Below are 23,901 nucleotides of genomic sequence, written 5' to 3'. Positions count from 1 at the left end.
TAGAACGATCAATCGGAGAAGGCAAGCGCAGCGCGTCAGTGTCAATCTGAATAGGTCAAAAATGAGAAACAGGATCACACAAATTCGGATACAAGCTCCTATTTCCAGATGCAATCACCTGTTTTTTCATCATAAGCATGCCAATTTTCATTAAACTCAATTTCTTTACCTTCTTTATTTTTATATGTGAAACCTGAGAATCTTGCTCCCTGTGAAATAACTGTATATGTTCCATTAATTTCTCCTTTAATTATTTCATTCCATACTATAGTATAAATAGATGGCCTTGTTTCTATTGGTATTTCATTATCTTTAACAAAATTAATAGGTATGGCTGTATCAGATTTTTCATACTTAACATAGCCAAGATAGGCTTTATCTTTTTCTGAATACAAAGTGACATATTTTATATTTATTGGTTTTTCACCATATGAAGTAAAACACATAATCTCAGTAGACTCTTCAAAAGCCAACGCCTTAAAAGATAATAGTACCAACAAAAAAAGAGTGTTTTTTTTAATCACTTCCATTTCCTTTTAGATTAATAATTCTCTTGTTTATACCAATCTAACTTCAAGATGCGTATAATTTCTCCCCGCGAAGCGGGGGAGAAATCAGGTTTCATATCGTGTTGTAAACTGCAACTTGAAGTTTAATGCGTATATATAGGAAAGAACATCAGAATAGTATATTCCATATAAAGCGTACTTTTCGCCAGTGACAATCCTAATAATTCATTGATTATCTGAGTGATAAGTTCAATACTCCAGCGTGAACGCAAACAGTTAAAATTCTGCGGGGAGTGTGATAACAAGAACGACAGCAAGCTAAAAATCGGGGCTAAATTCCATCGAGCAGGTCTGCCTCTCGGCAAGCTTTTTAATCCTTCCAGCCCATATAATGTTAACCCATTTATCCAACGATGAACGGAAGAACGTGAACAATGAAGGATTCTGGCGTCGTTCACTTTGGGGGATTGGTGCTATGATTCGCATGACTCAGTCCATTTTGGGATTTTTTTGATTTGGCGATTAATCAGATCGCAAAAATTGGACTGAGTTCCCTCCAAGTGATCTACTATTTTGAAAGCTTATTTAGTTCTGATACTGGAGCCATTTCAACTTCCAGTGAAGTCTAGCTAAGTAAAATAATTTTTATAAAATACAATAAAATCAGTGTGAACTATTATTTTTACATCTAAATAGCGTTTCAAAATAATAGGAGTATTCCTTACCCTGCGCGCCGCGCGGGGTAAGGAACCCCAACATCTGATACTCTCAGTATTATGAAAACCTATTTAGTTTAGTCTGTTGCAATCAATATGCAGTGCGGGGCATAATTTGGGGCACTTACCATTTAAAAATCTCAATTCCTCATCTGTTTTTGCAGTGAGGAAATATTTTTCTGGCAGGTATTTTTTTCGGCTCTCCATGTTACCGAGTTAATGTATTAGCCCGGTAACATGGAGAAGACAAGCGCAGCGCGTCAGTGATATTTGCTGTCTCTGGATTCAAGAATACCCATTAACTTTTTATATTCAGGTCTAACCTCGCCATAAACAATATCGCCATTAGGATATGTCATAAATGGCCTGTCATTATTCTTTCTATCAGTCCAAACTGAAAGCATTTGTTTTATATATATGTAATTTAGGTTAATGTTTTTAGCTGTTCCTGTTTTATACGTTAACGGATCGTGTTTCCCTATAAGGTCAAATGAAAACTCCTTGCCATTTAAAAAGAGTTTTGTTATAAGGGGAAATAAAATTATTTTTTCATGTACATCCCCGTTTATTTTTAAATAACCGCCATCAAATTCTTGTGGTGCATTACCATCAATAACAAATGTCGTTTTAAATCCAAAGTTTTTGTTAATAAGAGGATCAATTTTTGACGTATCTTTCAGCTTGACTTCAAAAGTAATATTACTCAGTTTCCAATCACACTTCCCTCCTCCTTCCTTAGGGACACTGACCTTAACTTGATTTGGCTGACCGATTGAGAGCGGGTAGGTGGCACGATGAAAGCCCGGAACAGAATACGACTTCATATTCGCGGTTCGGCGTTCTTTGCGGCAGATTTCAGAACGATACATGGCTGAAAGGGGTAAGGCATCCAACTCATCAGGAAGAGTTGCCATAAAATGAACATTCTCTCCATTAATCGGTGGAGAAAATGATTCACTTTGCGCGCACCCTTGTATGAAAAACACAGCAAGTAGGGAGGATAATACGCTTTTATTGCATAGAGATTTCATTGGTGTTTTCCTTGTATCGCTCAAGAACGTATTCAATAATTCAGATAGACATCGTTATGATGTATTATTTCATCAAATGACCCTATTGAAGCTATTAGCTTAGGCGTTCCGAATTTAATCTGACAGGCACTAAATCAAAGTGGGCGACTGCCAGATTAAGTCTGAATGACTACATCTTAGTTTGTTTGCTGTTTCTGGATTCAAGAATACGCATTAATTTATCAAAGTCTGGTGTTACATCACCATTGTATATTATTGTTCCGTCAGGGTAAGTCATTGATGTTTCTCTATCCTTATTTTTCCCTCCCTGCCAATAAGTCAAAAAGTTTTTTTCATATAAGACATTAAGATGAATTTTTCTACCATTATTCATTTTATATGTCATAACATCATATTTTCCTACCAAATAAAATGATTTACTATGATCCCCAAAAAACCTTTCTCTTAGTAAAGGAAATAAAATAATTTCTTCATTTAAATTACCTGTTTTTTTTATATATCCACCATCGAACTCTTGGGGTGCATTACTATCAATAACAAATGTCGTTTTAAATCCAAAATTATCGTCAATAAGAGGCGCAATTGTTGACGTATCTTTCAGCTTGACTTCGAAAGTGATATTACTCAGTTTCCAATCACACTTCCCTCCTCCCTCCTTAGGGACACTGACCTCAACTTGATTTGGCTGACCGATTGATAGAGGGTAGGTGGCACGATGAAAACCCGGAACAGAATACGACTTCATATTCGCGGTTCGGCGTTCTTTGCGGCAAATTTCAGAACGATACATGGCTGAAAGGGGTAAGGCATCCAACTCATCAGGAATCGTTGCCATAAAATGAATATTCTCTCCATTAACTGAGGGAGAAAATGATTCGCTTTGCGCGCATCCTTGTATGAAAAACACAGCAAGTAGGGAGGATAATACGCCTTTATTGCATAGAGATTTCATGGGTGTTTTCCTTATATCGCTCGAGAGCGTATTCAATAATTCAGATAGACATCGTTAAGATTCATTATTTCATCAAATGACCCTATTGAAGCTATTAGCTTAGGCGTTCCGAATTTAATCTGACAGGCACTAAATCAAAGTGGGCGACTGCCAGATTAAGTCTGAATGACTACATCTTAGTCTGTTTGCTGTCTCTGGATTCAAGAATGCCCATTAACTTTTTATATTCAGGTCTAACCTCGCCAGAAACAATATCACCATTAGGATATGTCATAAATGGCATGTCATTGTTCTTTCTACCAGTCCAAACTGAAAGCATTTGTTTTATATATATGTAATTTAGATTAATGTTTTTAGCCGTTCCTATTTTATACGTTAACGGACTTCCTTTCCCTATAAGATAAAATGTATTCTCATTGCCATTTAAAAAGCTTTTTGTTATAAGGGGAAATAAAATTATTTTTTCATGTACATCCCCATTTATTTTTAAATAACCTCCATCAAATTCTTGTGGTGCATTACCATCAATAACAAATGTTGTTTTAAATCCAAAATTTTTGTTAATAAAAGGCGCAATTGTTGACGTATCTTTCAGCTTGACTTCAAAAGTAATATTACTCAGTTTCCAATCACATTTCCCTCCTCCCTCCTTAGGGACACTGACCTCAACTTGATTTGACTGACCGATTGAGAGCGGGTAGGTGGCACGATGAAAACCCGGAACAGAATACGACTTCATATTCGCGGTTCGGCGTTCTTTGCGGCAAATTTCAGAACGATACATGGCTGAAATGGGTAAAGCATCTAACTCATCAGGAATCGTTGCCATAAAATGAATATTCTCTCCATTAATCGGTGGAGAAAATGATTCACTTTGCGCGCACCCTTGTATGAAAAACACAGCAAGTAGGGAGGATAATACGCTTTTATTGCATAGAGATTTCATTGGCACCTTCCTTATATCGCTCAAGAGCGTATTCAATAATTCAGATAGACATCGTTAGGATGCATTATTTCATCAAATGACCCTATTGAAGCTATTAGCTTAGGCATTCCGAATTTAATCTGACAGGCACTAAATCAAAGTGGGTGACTGCCAGATTAAGTCTGAATGACTACATCTTAGTTTGTTTGCTGTTTCTTGATTCAAGAATACGCATTAATTTATCAAAGTCTGGTGTTACATCACCATTGTATATTATTGTTCCGTCAGGGTAAGTCATTGATGTATCTGCACCCTGATTTTTTCTTCCCTGCCAATGAGTTAAAAAGTTTTTTTCATATAAGACATTAAGATGAATTTTTCTACCATTATCCATTTTATATGTCATAACATCATATTTTCCTACCAAATAAAATGATTTACTTCCCCCCCCTAAGAACCTTTCTCTTAGTAAAGGAAATAGAGTAATCTCTTCATTTAAATTACCTGTTTTTTTTATATACCCACCATCGAATTCTTGGGGTGCATTACCATCAATAACAAATGTCGTTCTAAATCCAAAATTATTTTTAATAAGAGATGCAATTGTTGACGTATCTTTCAGCTTGACTTCAAAAGTAATATTACTCAGTTTCCAACCACACTTCCCTCCCCCCTCCTTAGGGACACTGACCTCAACTTGATTTGACTGACCGATTGATAGAGGGTAGGTGGCACGATGAAAACCCGGAACAGAATACGACTTCATATTCGCGGTTCGGCGTTCTTTGCGGCAAATTTCAGAACGATACATGGCTGAAAGGGGTAAGGCATCCAACTCATCAGGAAGAGTTGCCATAAAATGAATATTCTCTCCATTAATCGGTGGAGATAATGATTCGCTTTGGGTGCACCCTTGTATGAAAAACACAGCAAGTAGGGAGGATAATACGCTTTTATTGCATAGAGATTTCATGGGTGTTTTCCTTATATCGCTCAAGAGCGCATTTCAATAATTCATCTTGGTTAACATCTTGTTCAAAAACATCGTGCAGTTTATTTTCGAGTGCCATAAAAGTAGTGTTACGTTTTGCACTCAGTGGAGCGGCATCTTGATGATGTATTAATTTATCAAATTTTTCTTTTGAAGCTATTAGCTTAGGCGTTTTCGTTGGCTCTAAGAAACTGAGCAATTGATTATTTATGATGGCTTGATATTTACTGCCCATAAAGTGGTCTGTTGCTGTCGTTATAATCGTATCTAAATCAGACCCTGTCCATAAATTTGTGTAATTGCCTGTTTCGATTATTTTTAATTAATCAACTCAAACAGGTGACAAAATGGACGAAAAACAATTACAGGTGCTGGTCACTGAGCTGGCTAAAAATCTAAAGATCCCTGAAGATTTAAGCCAGCTTTCTCGTTTCCTCAAAAAATTGACCGTTGAAGCAGCATTGAAAGCAGAGTTGACCACGCATTTGGGTCATGAAAAGCACCAGCTCAAATCTGGCTCGAATATCCTCATGCTAAAGTTCAGCTATGTATCCGCAATAATCTGCGCTATGTGTCCTGGAAAGACGCGAAAGCCGTGGTTAAAGACCTGAAACAGATTTATCAGGCACAGACAGAAGAGTTCGCTCAGCAAGCACTGGAGACGTTTTCCCAACAATGGGATGAACGTTATCCCCAAATCAGTAAGAGTTGGCGGGAAAGTTGGCTTCATTTATCCACTTTTTTTGTTTATCCGCCTGAAATCAGGAAGGTTATCTACACGACAAATGCTATCGAATCACTGAACAGTGTGATCCGCCATGCCATCAAACGGCGAAAAATATTCTCATCAGATAATTCAGTGAAAAAAGTCGTCTGGCTGGCGATCCAAGCGGCATCGAAAAAGTGGACAATGCCGATCTAGGATTGGCTTCGTGCAATGAGCCGGTTTATTATTGAATTCGGTGACCGTTTAGACGGTCACATTTAAAAATGAAAAATGGTGATTACACAAAATCGGGAACAGGGTCGGTATGTCTCAAATTCTTCGGAAACAAGATCCTATTTTTTCCAGACACAATCACCTATTTTTTCATCATAAGCATCTTCAATTTCTACAAAGTCAACCCGCTTACCTTTTTTATTTTTATATATTAAACCAGAGTAGTATGTTCCTTGTGAAAGAACCATATAGGTTCCATTGACTTCCCCTTTAATCATTTCATTCCATATTGTTGTATCGATAGATGGCCTAATCTCACTTAATATTATATCGTCCTTAACGAAAACAATCGGTATAGCTGTATCAGACTTTTCATACTTAACATAACCAATTTCAGCATTATCTTTTTTTGAATACAGAGTGACATATTTTATATTTATCGGTTTATCATCACCATTAGTATAACAAGCAACTGAAATAGATAATTCAGAAGCAAAAGCATTAGAAGATAGTATAACCAACAGCAACAAAATGATTTTTTTACACATTTTAATTTCTTCCCCTTCCTTCTTCCCTTCTTTCTTCCTCTCTCAGGGCAGCGATTCTTCTGTTTATGTAGGCTGGGACATCCATCAGCCGCAGTACCACAATCTGACCACGCAGCAACACCTGTTGATGTAACCGCCAATGCTCTAGCTGAAATGACCACGGCAGTGTGCTGCGATAACCCCAGCCCCAACTGGCATCGCTGAGTTCGTGTTTATCGAGCAGCAGAGCCAGTTCTGGCAGGCTCTTGGCTTTGGGTTGGATCAGCCACGGGCTTTGTTCCAGCATGGCATTCATCGGGGTGCCGCTGTAGAGCGGAAATGCCTGCTCTGCCCAGCCGTTGAGGTAAAAAGTCTGGACAGGGTTCGGTTCCGCCAGGCTGTTGACCAAAAAATAACAATCCCCTCTGTCCTGATGTGATAGCCAGGTTTTCCAATCAGTTGGTTCCATCATGCTTATTCTGCTCCAGTGATAATCCAGTTTTCTTCTTGCTGCGCAAGAATGGCGCAAGGCGGTTTAGCCGGAAACTCTACCATCGGCAATGGCTCCACACCTTCCGGTAATTGTAGTGCCAGCCCGTGTCCGCTGCCTGCTGAACCCTGCCCGACATTAATCATTGAAGACAAAATGCCCGCTGGTGTGACTTTAAGAAAACTGCCGCCCACTTTCAGCGTAATTTCGGCTGCCGCTTCCAGTACCACTTTGCCGCCGCTTTTCAGGTGGATTCGATTATATACGTATTAAACTTCAAGCTGCAATTTACAACACGCATCTTGAAGTTAGATTGGTATAACGCCAATTTATTCATCATCAATAAATTGGTGTCTTAACCTAAATAACTTTTCAAAATGGTAGGAGTGTCGAAGAAACTCAGTCCAATTTTTGCGAATTTTGATTTTCCACAAACAAAAAAGCAAAAGAGAGGACTGAGTCATGCTTATCTTACCACCAACTTTCCGTATTGAACGCCGTTTGATGAAAAAAATTGCCCAAAAAACGCAAGATAAAGCCTATGCTATCCGGGTTATGGCCGTGCTTGCACTTTACCGAGGTGAATCAGTTTCTGTCGTAGCTAAAGAATTTTGTATCGCTCAATCTTCTGTATGGCGTTGGATTAAGCGTTTTAGAACATATGGTTGGATAGGATTGAAAAGTCAGCCAGCGGGCCGCCATCGCCAATGGGATCTGGCCCCACTTTTACCTTTTATTCTTCATTTACTGGAAATTTCGCCACAACAGCTCGATTATGTCCGTTCTCGCTGGAGTCTGGAGCTTTTTATTATTCAGATCAACAAAATAATAAACATGAAATTTTCAATCAGTACACTTTATCGATTTCTCCATAAAAATAAAATCGTTTGGCGACGGGTAGCCCCTACCGTACATAAACCAGACCCTAACTATGAGGAGAAAATGGCACGTATTAATCAGGCATTATCACAGGCATCAGAAGAAAATCCCGTCTTTTATGAGGATGAAGTGGATATTAATTTCAATCCCAAAATAGGTTCAGACTGGTATTTCAAAGGGCAGCAAAAAAGGCTCATTACACCGGGAAAAAATCAAAAATACTACTTTGCTGGTTGTTTTAATATTCAAACCAGAGAAATTGTCTATACGGGTTATAATAGAAAGAACTCTCAATTATTTATCAAAATGTTAGAGAAATTAAAGCACCATTACCGTCATGCAAAAACGCTAACCGTCATTTTAGATAATTACAGCATTCATACCAGCAAACAAGTCAAAGCCTGGTTGGAGCTAAATCCGACAGTAACACTGTTATTTCTTCCTATTTACTCTCCATGGTTGAATAAAATAGAACGGTTATGGCAATCATTGCATGAAACGGTGACACGAAATCATTATTGCCAATATATGTGGCAGCTAATCAAAAAAGTTAAGATTTTTTTGAATGCCGCTTCAGCAACCACATGGAAAGGAATAGGAAATATGAAACTCTCATGATTATGAAAAGTTATATAGAACTATTTATTCCCAAGCACATTTTTTCATTCCTTCAGCATAAGAGTCCATTCTTTCTTCAAACTCGATTTGTTTCCCATTTTTATTCATATAATTAAAGCTAAATAGTGGCCCATGAATAACAACTGTATAAGTGCCATTAAATTTTCCTTGAATTATTTCATTCCATACTGTTGTAGTAACATAGGGTTCATCTTCAAATGTTTCATAGTATTCATCAACGAGAACAATAGGTATAGCGGTAGCTGATTTCTCATATTTAATATACCCAAGTCTGGCATTATATTTTTGGGAATATACATTGACATATTTTATATTGATTGGTTTTTCACCATGTGAACTCAGGCATATTATTTCAGAATATATATCAAACGCGAAAGAATTTACTGAAAATGAAAGTAATGACAGAAAAACAATATTTTTAATCATCTTAATTACCTTTTAAAAGAATTATTTTTTTATTTACATAAGTAAGAACATCAGAATATTTAATGCCGTATATTTTATTATCTTTCTGACTAGTCTTGTAAGGTTTCTCCATTATTAGTTGTTGTGTTCTCTCATAGCCTTTCAAAGCCTCATTTTTATCTTTTACTGTTCCTTTTTTCTTTGTGGTAGGATCATGCCAAAGTCCCCATGCGAGAGAATTAACCCTGTTATCGTAAATAGAGCTATGAGTAAACTCGAATTTCCCATCACCTAATAACTGATTAAGATGTTCTGCCCTTAATATATCAATAATTCTTTTTAAATGTTTTAACCTATCATCATAACCTGTGAATCCTCCATTAATAATTGCTGTCACCTTGTTAAAATCATCATTTTTTCCTGAGTTAATACATAATCTATAGAACCAAAATACAGACAAGACACTATGTGGTGGAGACAATAGTTTATCCCTAGCCTGAGGAGAAGATGTTACATCTTCTTTAATAAATTTCTCATAAGCTTGATAATTCTCTATCCGTGATAATTGTATAAATTCCCGTCCATACCATGGGTTATACCACATTGTTTCACCTCCATTTTCTTTCATAAGCCGCATTCCACCGGTTTCATGATAAATCTGAGCAAAAAAGTGGGCTTTTTCCCGACATGTTGTAATACCAAATCGCCTAAGCCCTTGATTAAATGCCCCTAAGTTATCTTCTAATATTTTTGATGGTGCTTTAGGTGCTATTTTTTTCAATTCCTCCAACGTAATATCCCGATTACAGGCACAGTTATCCCAGCCAACGGTTTTCCCTGTTCATCCACTAATTGAAATTCAATCCAGTTCTTCAGTATCTTCTGACAATCGTGACAATACACTGAATTTTCATTACTCATAAATTTTGTTCCTGTTCTTTTCTTGTTCCCCAGAGATGTTTTCAATTTGCTGTTCGGTTTCGAGTTTTGCCATAGCCAGTGTTATGTTTGTTGCTCCAGTCTTCCTACTGGCTGATCTGGTTGTTTTGCCATTGCACCGTGGTTTCCTATAAATCGTCATGCAATGCGCTATTTAATACTTTCAATCCGTAAGGGAATCGCTGTGCAATAAACGGATTTTCAGTCAGCAAAATACGGTTATTTTACGCATAAACTCATCAAATTAATTAATGAATTAAATCCTATTTTATCGTTTTTTGGTGAAATATGAGGCAATGAACGGAATACGCAGGCAAATTCAGGTGAGTGGATACACTAACCCTCTTTAAAAGGCTGTTTAGGCCGTTTGTCAGATGAAAAATATTTTCCGGTTGCTATTATTACGTTTGAAGCGAGCTGATTAACCACTTACTGATATTTCAAATCGCAGTAGTGAAAAATCACGATATTGTTTGAAACGGAGGCGTGACAAAATAGAGGATAATTTACAGAGGGGGTTATTCTTGGATGTTTTAATTGGTGGTTTCTATTCCAGTGGGGCATTGATGTTTAGAGTTTATCATTCAAATCAGCTCGATATTCTCAAGGAGTTGATGGCGACATTGATTGGAGAAGATCCCCTTTCGGACCCATTTGGCAAAGAAGTGATTTTGGTTCAAAGCCCAGGGATGTCACAGTGGTTGCAAATTCAGTTGGCAGAAAAATTGGGTATTGCTGCGAACATGGAGTTCCCACTGCCGGCAACCTTTATCTGGCAGATGTTTACCCAAGTGTTGCCTGATGTTCCCAAAGACAGTGCTTTCAGTAAGGATGCCATGAAGTGGAAGCTGATGACCTTACTGCCCGATTTGTTGACGGAACCGGAGTTTTCCGCACTCAGGCATTATCTTGATCAAGATATTGATAAACGCAAAATTCACCAGTTAGCTGGCCGAATTGCCGATCTGTTTGACCAATATCTGGTTTATCGCCCCCACTGGTTGGAAAGCTGGGAAAATGGTCAATTAATTGATGGCTTGGGCAGTAACCAGTTATGGCAAAAAAAGCTATGGTTTGAACTGACAGCATATACCCGCCAGTTACAACAACCTTTGTGGCACCGCGCCAATTTATACCAACGATTTATATCGAAGTTGGAAGAAGGGAGTTTTCCATTGGCGGCTCTTCCCTCGCGTATTTTCATCTGTGGCATATCTGTATTGCCTCCCGCTTATCTGCAAGTATTGAAGACATTAGGTAAACATATTGATATTCATCTTATGTTCACAAATCCATGCCAATATTATTGGGGCGATATCCAGAGTTATGCCTTTCTTGCTAAGTTAAATAGCCGTAAGCCTAGACATTATAAAAGCAAACAATTGCTGGAAAGATTCAAAAAACCCGAAGAGGTGCCATCGCTGTTTAATGCAGAAGGAGAACAGGATCTGAACAATCCATTGCTGGCATCTTGGGGAAAATTGGGAAGGGATAACCTCTACCTGCTGTCACAATTGGAGCCAGATTCCGATATTCATGCTTTTGTTGAATTAGAACCTGATTCTGTCTTGCACCAAATCCAGCGAGATATCCTTAACCTTGAAGATCATGCCCAGATTGGTTCTACCGACAATTCCTTCAAAAACAGCCTGAAAAAGCACCCATTTGATGGGGCAGATCGCTCGCTGTCTTTTCATTCATGCCATAGCCCGCAGAGGGAGATCGAAGTATTGCAGGATCAAATTCTGCATTTATTGGATGATGATCCTTCACTGACACCGAGGGATATCATTGTGATGATGGCGGATATCGATAGTTATGCCCCCTATATTCAGGCTGTTTTTGGTAATGCGCCCGATGATCGTTATATCCCCTTTGCCATCTCTGACCGTAAAGTTAGTCAGGCGCATCCTGTCTTGCAGGCGTTTATTACCTTGCTGGATTTGCCGCAGAGTCGGTTTACGGCAGAACAGGTGTTGGCATTATTGGAAGTCCCTGCTTTAGCTAACAAATTCGCGATTCAGGAAGAAGGGTTGCGTTTATTACGGCGTTGGGTAAAAGAATCGGGAATTTGCTGGGGGCTGGATGATGACAATATTGAAGCATTATCGTTGCCCGCTACAGGGCAGAATACCTGGCGCTTTGGCCTGACGCGTATGCTATTGGGTTATGCGATGGATAGCCATGCCGGGCCGTGGAATGATGTTTTGCCTTATGATGAATCCAGTGGTCTTGCAGCTGAACTGGCAGGGCAATTAGCTGAGTTTTTAATGGCACTGAATCGCTGGCGTAAAATTTTGGGTAAAGAACAGCGATTGACGGATTGGTTGGCTGTATGTCCGCAACTGCTGGAAACTTTTTTTGTAGCGGATGACGAAGTTGAACTGGTTCTGGCGCTTATTACGCAGCAATGGCAAAAAGTAGTTGAGAATGGACTGAATGCACATTATGACGAAAGCATCCCTTTGGTGCTGCTGCGCGATGAGCTGGCGCTTCGTTTGGATGATGAAAAGATCAGCCAGCGCTTTTTGGCCGGCGCCCTCAATTTTTGCACTCTGATGCCTATGCGTTCTATTCCTTTTAAGGTTGTTTGCCTGTTGGGAATGAATGATGGAGTTTATCCACGTACTATCCCGCCACTTGGGTTTGATCTGATGGCAGAAAAAACTCAGCGAGGGGATAGAAAACGGCGTGACGATGACCGTTATCTCTTTCTGGAAGCGTTGGTTTCGGCTGAACAATTTCTTTATATTAGCTATATCGGCAAATCGATCCGCGATGATACTGAGTGCAATCCCTCTGTATTGGTCAACGAGTTACTGGATTATATTTGCCAGAGTTTTTGCTTATCCGGCGATGAAATGTTGAATGTTGATGACAGTGCCAAAAATGTCAGAAAACATCTGCTGTCACAGCATACTCGTGTGCCTTTTGCGAAAGAAAATTTCTTACCTGACCATCACTTACAAAGTTATGCCGCAGAATGGTTGCCAGCTGCGACACAACAAGGTGTTTCAGCAACTGATTTTTGTCAGCCGATTGCGTTTGATCGCGGTGAGGTAAAAGAAGTTGTATTAGATGAACTGATCCGCTTTTATCGACACCCTGTCCGGGCGTTTTTTCAGCAAAGGCTGAAGGTGCATTTTGTCATTGAAGAGATGGAGTTACCTGAAGAAGAACCTTTTGTGCTGGATAACCTGCAACGTTACCAATTTAACCAACTGTTGTTAAGTATTCTGATTGAACAGGGAGCGCCTGAATCTCTGTTTTACCACCTCCGTGCGTCGGGAGGGCTGCCATATGGTTCCTTTGGTGAAGTTTATTGGATGGAGCAACTGGAGTCCATGCAGCCTTTGGCCTCCAGGGTGCGTGAAGAGAGAACAGCCTCTTCTTCTATTGACTTATATGAGCCATTAGACACGGTGATGTTGGCTGGCAGAATCAGTCAGGTACAGTCTGATGGCATTTTACGTTGGCGGCCAGCGAACTTAACGGCCAATGATGGTATCCAATTATGGATTGAACACCTTGCCTATTGTCTTTCAGGTGGAAGTAGTGAAAGCCGCATGTATGGAACAGGTAAAAAGGGAAAAAAAGAGAAGGAAGATAAAAAAGTGTCAGAATATCGTTTCTTACCGTTAAAACCGGAGGAGGCGAAACACTATTTGAACCAGATGGTAGAGGGCTATTTTCAAGGAATGTCTGAACCTCTTCCCTTATTTTGCCGAAGCGGCTGGGCATGGTTAGTTGACTGTTTTGATAAGGAAACTCGTGAAATCGATTTTTGTGAAGAGGTTCAACAAAGTGCTGAAAATAAATTAATGGAACACTGGTTAGGAACACATGACAGGAAAGGGGAAAGCGCTGATCATTACGTACAACGAGCTTTCCGGCAAGTTGATCAATCACTTTTGGAGCGAATGAAGCGTGAAACTCAGCGTTATTTACTGCCGATAGCACGCTATTCCAATGGATCATTATTTAAATAATTAGGGAGAATATTAGGTTATGCCTAAATGTCTTATCCGCATCATGACGGTGCTCTTTTTGCTATTTCTTGGGGTTACTGCATATGCACAATCGCCCTGGCAGCCATTGGCAGATACGATCCACAAAAGTGATCGCGATCCTCGTCAATATAAAGCGATTCAATTGCAAAATGGCATGACAGTTCTGCTGGTTTCTGATGAAAAAGCGATTAAATCATTGGCTGCCGTGTCTCTTCCGGTTGGCCATATGGAAAATCCAGATAATCAGCTTGGTCTGGCCCACTATCTTGAACACATGGTATTGATGGGGTCCAGGCGTTACCCGCAACCCGGAGGATTTGCTGAATTCTTGCAAAAACATGGGGGAAGCCGTAACGCCAGTACTACCGCCAATCGTACGGCATTCTATCTGGAAGTTGAAAATGACGCCTTAGCAGAAGCGGTTGATCGCCTTGCGGATGCGCTTGCTGAACCTTTGCTGGAGCCAGTCAATGCTGATCGTGAACGTCATGCCGTTGATAATGAAATGACCATCGCTCGTGCGGGGGAAGCGCATCGTTTATGGCAAATTCGTTCCGAGACCATCAATCCGGCTCACCCTAATGCCCGCTTTGCCGGCGGAAATTTAGAGACGCTCAAAGATAAACCCGACAGCAATTTACAGACAGCCCTGATTGATTTTTACCAACGCTATTACTCCGCTAATCTGATGAAAGGGGTTGTGTATGGCAATCAATCCATCAATAAATTGGCTCAGATTGCAGCAGAAACCTTTGGCCGTATTCCGAACCGACATGCAACGGTGCCTGCCATTACCGTGCCGGCAATCACAGATAAAGAAAAAGGCACCATTATCCATTATGTGCCAGCACAGCCTTACAAAGCGTTGCGACTGGAGTTTAGCATTGCTGACAACAGTGCAGATTTTCGCAGTAAGACGGATGCCTATGTCGGGTATTTGCTTGGCAATCGCAGCCAAAATACCTTGTCTGATTGGTTACAAAAACAGGGATTAATCGAAAGTATCAGTGCTGGGGCTAATCCCAAAACTGATGGTAATTCTGGGACGTTTGATATTTATGTTTCGTTAACGGATAAGGGTCTTGAACAGCGTGATCAAGTTATCGCCGCCGTTTTTTCTTACATTAACCTGCTGAAACAACAGGGTATCAACAAGAGTTATTTCGATGAAATGGATAAGGTCCTGAATTTGTCGTTCCAGTATGCATCAATCGTACGCAATATGAACTACATTGAAGGGCTGTCTGATGCCATGTTGGTATTACCTATATCCCATGTGCTGGATGCGGGTTATGTTGCAAATGAGTTTAACCCAAAGGCGATAGCTAGCCGTCTGGACGAATTAACGCCTGAAAATGCACGTATCTGGTTTATCAGCCCAACAGAGCCACATAACAAAGAAGCTTACTTTGTGCAGGCGCCGTACCAAGTCAATAAAATTACGCCAAGACAGCTGGAGGAATGGAAAAAACTCGAACAAGGAGACTTATTTTCTTTACCTGAGTTGAATCCTTATATTCCTGATGATTTATCCTTGGTTAAAACATCTGGCAGCCAAACACACCCTAAAATGATTTTGGAAAAGCCAAATGTTCGCTTGCTGTATATGCCGAGCCAATATTTTGCGGATGAACCTAAAGGCAGTATTGCACTGGAGATGCGCAACCCGAATGGATTGAAAAAAATCAAAGATCAGGTTTCAGATACTTTATTGAGCTATTTGTCTGGACTTGTACTTGATCAACTGAGTTATCAGGCATCGGTTGGGGGAATGGGCGTTTATACAGGTTATGTTGATGGTTTGAAAATCGGCGTCAATGGTTATACACAGCACTTACCAGAGTTGTTAACTTCAGCAATTGATCAATATATTTCGTTTACACCGACTCAGGAAGAACTGGATCAGGCGAAATCGTGGTATCGGGAACAAATGGAAGTCGCCAATAATGGCAAAGCCTTTCAAATGGCGATGCAACCCATTTCCCGCCTCTCTGGTGTGCCTTACTTTGAACAGGCAGAAAAATTAAAGGTGCTGGATACCATCACTGTTGACGATATTGTCAACTACCGTCAAAGCATGATCCAACACTCGGCACTACAGGCCTTGGTCTTCGGTAATTTCACTGAACAGCAGAGTATTAATATCGTTCAATCAGCACAGAAGCAGCTCGCTAACCAAGGAACGGTATGGTGGACTGGCGAGCATCTTGTCATTGATCGGAATTATGCGGTTAATTTCAATGGCACGGCGAATAGCACGGATAATGCTCTGGAAGAAATCTTTATTCCAACGGGGTATGACCGTATCCAGGGATCGGTTTATTCCAATTTGCTGAGTAGCATTTTATCGCCGTGGTTCTATGATCAATTGAGGACGACAGAACAACTTGGTTATGCGGTTTTTGCTTTCAACCAAAATATCGGTAAACAGTGGGGATTGGGTTTCTTGTTGCAAAGTAACAACAAGCAACCGGATTACCTGCATCAACGTTACCAGAGCTTCTATCAACAGGCTGATAAAGAACTGAAAGCGATGTCTGATGCTGAGTTTGAACAGTATAAAAAATCATTGTTAATAGAAATGCGTGAGCCGCCACAGACTTTCTATTCAGAAGTGGCTCGCTTTGATGCAGATTTTGGGCGTAATAATTTCAAATTTGATACCCGTGAGAAAATCATCGCAGCGATGGAAAAAGCCACCAAAGCGCAGATTATTGCGTTTTATGAAAAAGCCGTTCTTAAACGTCAGGGATTGGCGCTGGTTTCCCAAATTACAGGGAAAAAAGGGACGGCTCATCAATATGCCGAGCTGAAAGGCTGGAAAACTTACGACTATGTGTCAGATTTCCAGAAACACTTACCGGTTAAGGTGAATGCTCAGTGAGCAAAGAAATACCCTCTCATAAGCTTAACCCGTTAACTCTGCCGCTGTATGGTCAGCGGCTGATCGAAGCTTCCGCAGGGACGGGGAAGACTTATACGATAGGCTTGTTGTATCTCCGGCTATTACTGGGATTGGGCGGTTCTGCCGCCTTTTCCCGCCCGCTGAGTATCGAAGAGATTCTGGTTGTGACTTTTACACAAGCTGCAACAGATGAATTGCGTGGACGTATCCGTGAAAACATCCACCAACTCCGCTTGGCTTGTATACGGGAAGAAACCGCGGCTGGCGATCCGATCTATCAGCAATTACTGGATGAAATTCCTGATAAAGAAAGTGCGGCCAGTTGGTTATTAGCCGCTGAACGCCAGATGGATGAGGCGGCGATTTATACCATTCACGGCTTTTGCCAGCGCATGTTAATCCACAATGCATTTGAGTCAGGTGTCCTGTTTGATCAGACCTTAATTCAGGATGAAAACCAGTTACGTAAACAAGGCTGTGCTGATTTTTGGCGCCGTCACTGTTATCCCCTGCCATTGCCAATTGCTGCGGAAGTCAGCCGGATATGGAGTGGGCCGGAAGCATTATTGAAAGATATTTCAGACTATTTACACGGAGATATGCCGTATATCCTTAATGCCCCTGATGGTGATGAAACGCTGTTTAGCCGCCATCAGAAAATCATTGAGCAGATTGAAGCGATAAAACGCCAGTGGAATGATGCTGTTTTTGGGTTAGAAGAATTGATTACTCATTCAGGTGTTGATAAGCGCAGCTACAGCAAAAAGCATTTACCTAACTGGCTGCATAGTGTTTCTGAATGGGCTAAATCACCAACCAAAGATTACCTGTTACCCAAAGAATTGGATAAATTTTGTCAATCGCGCTTATTAGAAAAGACTAAAAAAGGGGAAGCTCCGCAGCACGCGCTGTTTGCAGCAATTGAGGGTTTATATCAGCACCCATTGACATTGAAAGATATCATCCTGTCCAAAGCAATTGTTGAAGTTCGCCAATCGGTTAATCAGGAGAAGCTGATCCGTGGTTACATGGGGTTTGATGATTTGCTGACTCGTCTGGACAGTGCCTTGCGGCGTGCAGGAGGAGAGCAGCTTGCAGCAACTATTCGGCAGCGCTATCCCGTCGCAATGATTGATGAGTTTCAGGATACCGATCCACAACAATATCGCATTTTTCAGGCCATATATTGCCATCAATCAGAAAATGAACGGGCTGAAAACGAAACGGGCTTATTATTTATTGGCGACCCCAAACAAGCGATTTATGCGTTTCGGGGGGCAGATATTTTTACTTACATTCGTGCTCGTTCTAACGTTAAAGCCCATTACACGTTGGAAACAAACTGGCGTTCTTCTGCGTCAATGGTGCAGTCTGTCAATAAACTGTTTTCTCGCCCGGAATTCCCGTTTTTGTTTGCACAAATCCCATTTCTTGACGTTGATGCCGCAGAGAAAAATCGTGAGCTGAGATTCTCCTTACATGGTGAGGATCAAGTTGCCTTACGATTTTGGTTACAGTCTGGTGATGGTGTTTCCAAAGGGGAATATGAGCAAACTATGGCCCGACAATGTGCTGCCCAAATACGGGATTGGTTGCAGGCAGGGCAAGAAGGAAAGGCACTTTTACATCAGGCAAAAAATAAACCGACAGAAGCAAGCCGACCGGTGGTGGCGGCAGATATTACGGTGTTGGTGCGTGATAGGCGGGAAGCCGCATTGATCCGTAACGAATTGAACGCACTGAGAATACCATCGGTTTATCTTTCCAACAGAGAAAGTGTGTTTGATACCCCGGAAGCGAAAGATTTGCTGTGGTTGTTACAGGCAGTATTGGCACCGGAAAAAGCACGCGAATTGCGCAGTGCATTAGCCAGCAGTCTATTTGGCTTAAGTGCACAACAAATTGACCAGTTGAATAACGACGAAAGGGCGTGGGATCGTCTGGTTGATGAATTTGATGGCTATGCCCGTTTATGGCGTACTCGTGGCGTATTACCCATGTTGCGGGCAGTCATGGTGAAATACCGGATAGCAGAAAATCTACTGGCAGGTGATGACGGTGAACGTCGGCTTACCGATGTTATGCACATTGGTGAGTTGTTGCAGGAGGAATCTCAACAACTAGATAGCGAACATGCTGTTGCCCGTTGGCTGGCACAACAGATTTCACGCCCGAATCCGCAATCAGAAAGCCAGCAACTGAGGCTGGAGAGTGATCGACATCTGGTGCAGATCTGTACCATTCATAAATCTAAGGGATTGGAGTATCCGTTGGTCTGCTTGCCTTTTGTTTGTGGTTACAGGAAGCAGAAACTGGCGGTGTATCATGATCGCCATAACTTTGAGGCTTATCTTAATATTTCTCATGATGATGAAGCGTTGAAAGAAGCTTTGGCGCTGGCTGATGAAGAACGCCTGGCCGAGGATTTACGCTTGCTCTACGTTGCATTAACACGTTCGGTTTATCACTGTAGCGTCGGGGTAGCCCGCTTATTAAAGGGAATAGAGGAAAAGCAGGTGATACTGATTTGCACTTATCTGCCCTTGGATACCTGCTACAAAAGGGGCAAAAAGGTGATGCAGAATTACTGGTTAACAGCTTGAATGAGCTTTGTAATGACAGCATAGAAATAAGGCAAGTGGGAGATACCACTGACTTGCAATGGTGTCCACAAAGTGAAAATACACTGTCGCTGGAAGCCAGAAAATTGCAACGTTCCGTTCGGGATGACTGGCGGGTGACGAGTTATTCGGGGTTACAATATTCCGCTTCCCACGCCACTTCCTCCACTTATGCTGGTACATTTGGGGAATCAGTTGATGTGATCGTGCAATCCATTGCTCCGAAGCTGGATATTGAAGCTAGTGGTGAAAAGCAGGAAGAACAATCGTTACAGATGACTCCGCATACTTTTCCGCGAGGGGCGTCTGCGGGTACATTCCTGCACAGTATTTTAGAAGATCTGGATTTCGGCAATCCCCCGGATCGGTTGTGGCTGGTGGAAAAACTGACAGCGTCAGGATTTGATGAAAACTGGGCACCCATATTGGCGCAGTGGATAGAGGATATTCTGGGCGCAGAGCTGAATGAGCAAGGAATGAAACTTGTCGGTGTGCCTCGTCATCGTCAGCAAAGTGAAATGCAGTTTTACCTGCCAGTAGATAAGTTATTACATGCAAAGGAAATGGATGCACTAGCCCGTCGTTATGATCCACTGTCTGCGCAATGTGCTCCGTTATCCTTTCATCAAGTCAAAGGCATGTTAAGAGGTTTTATTGATTTGGTTTTTTGCTGGCAAGATAAGTTTTACGTCGTGGATTACAAATCAAACTGGTTAGGTGAAAACAGCCAGTCATATACGCAAGAGGCGATGGCAAGAGCCATGATAGAGCATCGTTACGATTTCCAGTATCAGCTTTATACTTTAGCGCTGCACCGTTATTTGCGTCATCGGTTAGCTCATTATGATTATCGCCGCCATTTTGGTGGCGTGATCTATCTGTTCCTGCGGGGTATTGATAAAGATAACCCAGGGCATGGCATTTACTCTTACTTGCCTCCCTTTGAATTTATTGACGAACTGGATACGCTTTTCAGTGCTGTTGGTGAGGAAAAAAGCGTATGAATTCCATGATGTCATTATTGCAACAGGCGGTGAACCAGAAGCTGCTGCGCCCTTTGGATGTACAGTTTGCTTATGCGATGATTGAGGATGAAAATCCGCTGTTACTGTTGATTACGGCCTTATTAAGCGCTGAATCGGGCGCGGGGCATGTCTGTTTGCCATTGGAGCGGGTTTCGCCAAAATATTTTTTTGAAGGCAGGCAGCCGGAGTTAGCTGCAACGCTTTGGTCTTTGGCCGGAGAACCCGATCAACAGCAAATTCTGGCTGTTTTACAGGCATGTCCGGCGGTAAGTATGGGGGAAACTCCGGCACCGGTGATCCTTTTCCATCAAAGGGAGAGTGATTACCGCCTGTATTTACAACGCATGTGGCAAAGTGAACAGAGGGTGGCGGATTTTTTTGCCGCTGTGGAGTTAACCGATACTTTTGCTCAATCTTCCCATGATCAAACGGTTGTTGATGAAATCCAGTTACGTCGCATTTTGGATGAACTTTTTGGTGTCACTGTTAAAGGAGAAATTGATTGGCAAAAAGTTGCGGCAGCAGTGGCTGTAACGAGCCGTATTTCGGTGATCTCTGGTGGGCCAGGAACCGGCAAAACCACGACAGTAGCTAAGTTGTTGGCTGCCTTGATCAAGTTGCATGAAGGGAAAAAATTAAGTATTCAATTAGCTGCGCCAACCGGTAAGGCAGCGGCCAGATTAACTGAATCGCTGAGGGAAGCGGTCAAGAAACTCGATTTGACGCCAGAACAGTGGCATAGCATTCCAGAGCAGGCGCAAACTATCCATCGTTTACTGGGGGCGCAACCCGATAGCCAGAAACTGCGTTATGGGCGTGATAATCCGCTGTCCCTTGATATTTTGATCATTGATGAAGCCTCGATGGTGGATTTACCGATGATGGCGCATTTGGTTGATGCTTTGCCGCCACGGGCGAAAGTGATTTTCTTGGGGGATAAAGACCAGCTTGCATCGGTTGAAGCCGGAGCGGTATTGGGCGATATTTGCCGTTTTGCTGAACAAGGTTATAGCGCCAAGCGGGCTGAACAATTGGAGCGCTTAACTGGATGTCAGCTAACATCTTATTCCACCTTACATTCCGATAAAAATACGCCTGCCGTGCGGGATAGCCTGTGTCTGCTGCGCAAAAGTTATCGCTTCAACTCGGCTTCCGGCATTGGGCGATTGGCATCGGCTGTGAATCAAGGAGATCGCGGAGGCGTCGCGGCAGTGCTGAATCAGTCTTTTCCCGATGTTGATTTTTACCCACTTGCAGCGGATGAAGATTATCAGCGTCTGTTGACAGAAACCGCTGCGGGTTACTCTCAGTATTTAACCATGGCAAATGAACGGATGGCGGAAGAAGCCATTTTGGCGGCGTTTAATCGTTTTCGATTGTTGTGCGCGTTAAGGGAAGGCCCCTTTGGTGTTACGGGACTGAACCAACGAATGGAACAATTGCTGCACAGGAAAGGCGTCATTACCCTGCCCAAAAACGTAGAGAACCGTGGTTATGTCGGGCGCCCTATTATGATATTGCGTAATGACAGCACCCTTGGACTGTTTAACGGAGATATCGGGATTATGCTCAAAAATCAGGATAATGAACTGAAAGCCTATTTCCAGTTGTCTGATGGACAGATTAAAGGATTTCAGCCAAGCCGGTTGCCTCAACATGAAACGGCTTATGTGATGACAGTGCATAAATCTCAAGGGTCTGAATTTGAGCATACGGCCTTGGTGTTACCGACCCAACACTCACCAATAGTCAGTCGGGAATTGGTGTATACCGCACTGACGCGGGCGAGGGAAAAATTGACAATTTATGCCAATAAGCCAGTTTGGGATAAAGCTGTGGCTACAGCAACACAGCGGCGGAGCGGGTTGGCAGATTGGTTCAACCCGCAATAAAAAGCAATGTGGCCAAGGATTATATGGCTGGAATGTCTATAGTTAGCTTGACGTAAGCAAACTTCATCAAGCCTGTAAATCCAGCATCAAAATTTTGGAACAGCGCTGATAGTTATACAGCGCTTGTTTTTCCACGGGCAACATATCTATTCCTGCGGGCTTAAAACCTTTCTCCTGAAACCAGTGAATACTGCGGGTTGTGAGTACGAAAAGTTTTTCCAACCCTCTTTGTTTCGCCTGATTAGAAATTGAATCTAGCAGAATTTCACCTCTGGAAGAGTTTCTGTAGTCTGGATGTACCGCAACGCAGGCCATTTCTCCAATTTTTTCATTGGGATAGGAATATAGGGCAGCGCAGGCGATAGTGATATTATCGAGTTCAATCAGGGTGAAGTTATCAATTTCCATTTCCAGTTGTTCACGTGAACGGCGTACCAAAATACCTTGTTGCTCCAATGGGCGAATAAGTTCAAGAATGCCACCAATATCATTAATATTGGCGCGGCGTATCTGCTCGGAACGTTCCATCACTATTTGAGTGCCGATACCTTCGCGGGAAAAGAGTTCCTGAACCAACGAACCATTTTTTTGATAACTGATCAAATGGCTGCGGCGAACGCCATGGCGGCAGGCCTTAATCGCTCCCCTTAAGAAACGCACGGTTCCTGAATGAAAATCACCCGAGTTTTCCAATTTGTGCAGGTGAGCTTCTCCTTCATTAAGAAACATTTCTGATAAAGTGTCACCTTCGGCGTCGAGTACGCCCTGAGATGAGCAAAATCCAATTAATTTTTCTGCTTTTAATTTGATTGCCAGTTGTGTTGCAATTTCTTCGGAAGTGAGGTTGAAACTTTCTCCTGTAACGGAAACCGCAACTGGCCCGATCAGCACAATAGCACCATTATCCAGTTGTTGGTTGATTGCTTTCTCATCAATACGGCGGACTCTGCCACTGTGGCAATAATCGACGCCGTCATCGATTCCCAAAGGTTGGGCGATAACGAAGTTTCCGCTGACAACACTAATATTAGCGCCTTGTAATGGGGTATTATTTAAACCCATAGAAAGGCGTGCTGTAATTTCTAGCTGTAATAAGCCAGCCGCCTGTTTGACCAAATCCAGTGTTTTGGCATCGGTTACTCTGGTGTGTTTGTGGTAAATCGATTGGCAATGGTGTTTGGCGATATTCTGTTCAATTTGTGGACGGGCACCATAAACAACGATTAAACGAATGCCCAGGTTATGCAGTAATCCAATATCGTTGACGATATTAGAAAAATTCTCATGGGCGATGGCTTCACCTCCCAGCATAATGACAAAGGTTTTACCTCGATGTGCATTGATATACGGCACCGAGTGGCGTAAGACTTCAACCAATTCGGTATTGCGTTCTTTCATGAAATCCTCTCTAATTGAATTTTTATTCGTATTTTTTGTATTTTTATTCTTTTTGAAGGGAAATGGCAAGAGGAAACATGGATAAAAATAACGTTATTATTTATATT

The 23,901-nt window shown here is 41.8% G+C and carries 16 protein-coding genes and 4 pseudogenes; 7 read left to right on the top strand and 13 right to left on the bottom strand.

Going from position 1 to position 23,901, the window contains the following annotated elements:
- Positions 1-98 precede the first annotated feature (98 nt).
- From ACSJJG_RS17350 to ACSJJG_RS17320, 7 genes and pseudogenes are all read right to left on the bottom strand, one after another.
- Positions 99-524: a hypothetical protein gene (locus ACSJJG_RS17350; protein ID WP_189760928.1), complete on the bottom strand. Its 426-nt coding sequence runs from the start codon at positions 522-524 to the stop codon at positions 99-101.
- Between the two features lie 173 nt (positions 525-697).
- Positions 698-958 (bottom strand): annotated as a pseudogene (locus ACSJJG_RS17345) (helix-turn-helix domain-containing protein); the annotation flags it as partial.
- Positions 959-1,485: 527 nt separating this feature from the next.
- Positions 1,486-2,256, bottom strand: a complete 771-nt coding sequence (locus tag ACSJJG_RS17340) for a hypothetical protein (RefSeq protein WP_189760927.1) — start codon at positions 2,254-2,256, stop codon at positions 1,486-1,488.
- Positions 2,257-2,425: 169 nt separating this feature from the next.
- Positions 2,426-3,208 carry a hypothetical protein gene (locus ACSJJG_RS17335; RefSeq protein WP_189760926.1) on the bottom strand — a complete coding sequence of 261 codons (783 nt, stop codon included), beginning with the start codon at positions 3,206-3,208 and terminating at the stop codon, positions 2,426-2,428.
- Positions 3,209-3,377: 169 nt separating this feature from the next.
- Positions 3,378-4,154: a hypothetical protein gene (locus ACSJJG_RS17330; protein WP_189760925.1), complete on the bottom strand. Its 777-nt coding sequence runs from the start codon at positions 4,152-4,154 to the stop codon at positions 3,378-3,380.
- A 169-nt stretch (positions 4,155-4,323) separates the two neighbouring features.
- Positions 4,324-5,106: a hypothetical protein gene (locus tag ACSJJG_RS17325; RefSeq protein WP_189760924.1), complete on the bottom strand. Its 783-nt coding sequence runs from the start codon at positions 5,104-5,106 to the stop codon at positions 4,324-4,326.
- The gene (locus ACSJJG_RS17320) at positions 5,087-5,359 is read right to left on the bottom strand and encodes a hypothetical protein (protein ID WP_189760923.1); all 273 of its coding nucleotides are present in this window, start codon (positions 5,357-5,359) and stop codon (positions 5,087-5,089) included. Before ACSJJG_RS17320 ends, ACSJJG_RS17325 begins: the two co-directional genes overlap by 20 nt.
- A gap of 112 nt (positions 5,360-5,471) precedes the next feature.
- Between ACSJJG_RS17320 and ACSJJG_RS17315 the strand changes: the two genes are divergently transcribed.
- Together ACSJJG_RS17315 and ACSJJG_RS17310 are read left to right on the top strand one after the other, a co-directional pair.
- A complete protein-coding gene (locus tag ACSJJG_RS17315) occupies positions 5,472-5,735 on the top strand; it encodes a hypothetical protein (protein WP_399478465.1) in 264 nt (87 codons plus the stop codon).
- Positions 5,642-6,112: pseudogene (locus ACSJJG_RS17310) on the top strand (transposase); the annotation flags it as partial. The gene ACSJJG_RS17315 and the pseudogene ACSJJG_RS17310, both read left to right, overlap by 94 nt.
- Positions 6,113-6,183: 71 nt before the next feature.
- Here the strand turns inward: ACSJJG_RS17310 and ACSJJG_RS17305 are convergent.
- From ACSJJG_RS17305 to ACSJJG_RS17295, 3 genes and pseudogenes are all read right to left on the bottom strand, one after another.
- Positions 6,184-6,612 carry a hypothetical protein gene (locus ACSJJG_RS17305; protein ID WP_481090035.1) on the bottom strand — a complete coding sequence of 143 codons (429 nt, stop codon included), beginning with the start codon at positions 6,610-6,612 and terminating at the stop codon, positions 6,184-6,186.
- A 1-nt stretch (position 6,613) separates the two neighbouring features.
- A complete protein-coding gene (locus ACSJJG_RS17300; RefSeq protein WP_481090034.1) occupies positions 6,614-7,063 on the bottom strand; it encodes a DUF4123 domain-containing protein in 450 nt (149 codons plus the stop codon).
- A gap of 2 nt (positions 7,064-7,065) precedes the next feature.
- Positions 7,066-7,335 (bottom strand): annotated as a pseudogene (locus ACSJJG_RS17295) (type VI secretion system tip protein VgrG); the annotation flags it as partial.
- A 208-nt stretch (positions 7,336-7,543) separates the two neighbouring features.
- On the opposite strand from ACSJJG_RS17295, the gene ACSJJG_RS17290 reads away from it, so the two are divergent.
- Positions 7,544-8,578: an IS630 family transposase gene (locus ACSJJG_RS17290; RefSeq protein WP_282885582.1), complete on the top strand. Its 1,035-nt coding sequence runs from the start codon at positions 7,544-7,546 to the stop codon at positions 8,576-8,578.
- 24 nt (positions 8,579-8,602) lie between these two features.
- Here the strand turns inward: ACSJJG_RS17290 and ACSJJG_RS17285 are convergent, their stop codons facing one another.
- Together ACSJJG_RS17285 and ACSJJG_RS17280 are read right to left on the bottom strand one after the other, a co-directional pair.
- Positions 8,603-9,025: a hypothetical protein gene (locus ACSJJG_RS17285; RefSeq protein WP_189760579.1), complete on the bottom strand. Its 423-nt coding sequence runs from the start codon at positions 9,023-9,025 to the stop codon at positions 8,603-8,605.
- A 1-nt stretch (position 9,026) separates the two neighbouring features.
- Positions 9,027-9,785: a glycoside hydrolase family 19 protein gene (locus tag ACSJJG_RS17280; protein WP_189760580.1), complete on the bottom strand. Its 759-nt coding sequence runs from the start codon at positions 9,783-9,785 to the stop codon at positions 9,027-9,029.
- Between the two features lie 724 nt (positions 9,786-10,509).
- Here ACSJJG_RS17280 and recC point away from each other — a divergent pair.
- From recC to recD, 4 genes and pseudogenes are all read left to right on the top strand, one after another.
- Positions 10,510-13,932, top strand: coding sequence for an exodeoxyribonuclease V subunit gamma (gene recC / locus ACSJJG_RS17275; protein WP_481090469.1), 3,423 nt, complete (start codon positions 10,510-10,512; stop codon positions 13,930-13,932).
- Positions 13,933-13,951: 19 nt separating this feature from the next.
- Positions 13,952-16,837, top strand: coding sequence for a pitrilysin (ptrA, locus tag ACSJJG_RS17270; protein ID WP_481090033.1), 2,886 nt, complete (start codon positions 13,952-13,954; stop codon positions 16,835-16,837).
- Positions 16,834-20,483, top strand: a pseudogene (gene recB, locus ACSJJG_RS17265) (exodeoxyribonuclease V subunit beta). The gene ptrA and the pseudogene recB overlap by 4 nt, the downstream one beginning before the upstream one ends.
- Before the next feature lie 5 nt (positions 20,484-20,488).
- Positions 20,489-22,396 (top strand): exodeoxyribonuclease V subunit alpha, encoded by a 1,908-nt coding sequence (gene recD / locus ACSJJG_RS17260; RefSeq protein ID WP_481090468.1) that lies wholly within the window; start codon positions 20,489-20,491, stop codon positions 22,394-22,396.
- Between the two features lie 66 nt (positions 22,397-22,462).
- Here recD and argA read toward each other — a convergent pair whose 3' ends face one another.
- Positions 22,463-23,794, bottom strand: a complete 1,332-nt coding sequence (gene argA / locus ACSJJG_RS17255; RefSeq protein WP_481090032.1) for an amino-acid N-acetyltransferase — start codon at positions 23,792-23,794, stop codon at positions 22,463-22,465.
- Positions 23,795-23,901: the final 107 nt, after the last annotated feature.

This window comes from Xenorhabdus sp. SGI 60 (assembly GCF_056632175.1).
The sequence above is the reverse complement of the archived record's forward strand: the minus strand, read 5'-3'. Positions and strand labels throughout refer to the sequence as shown.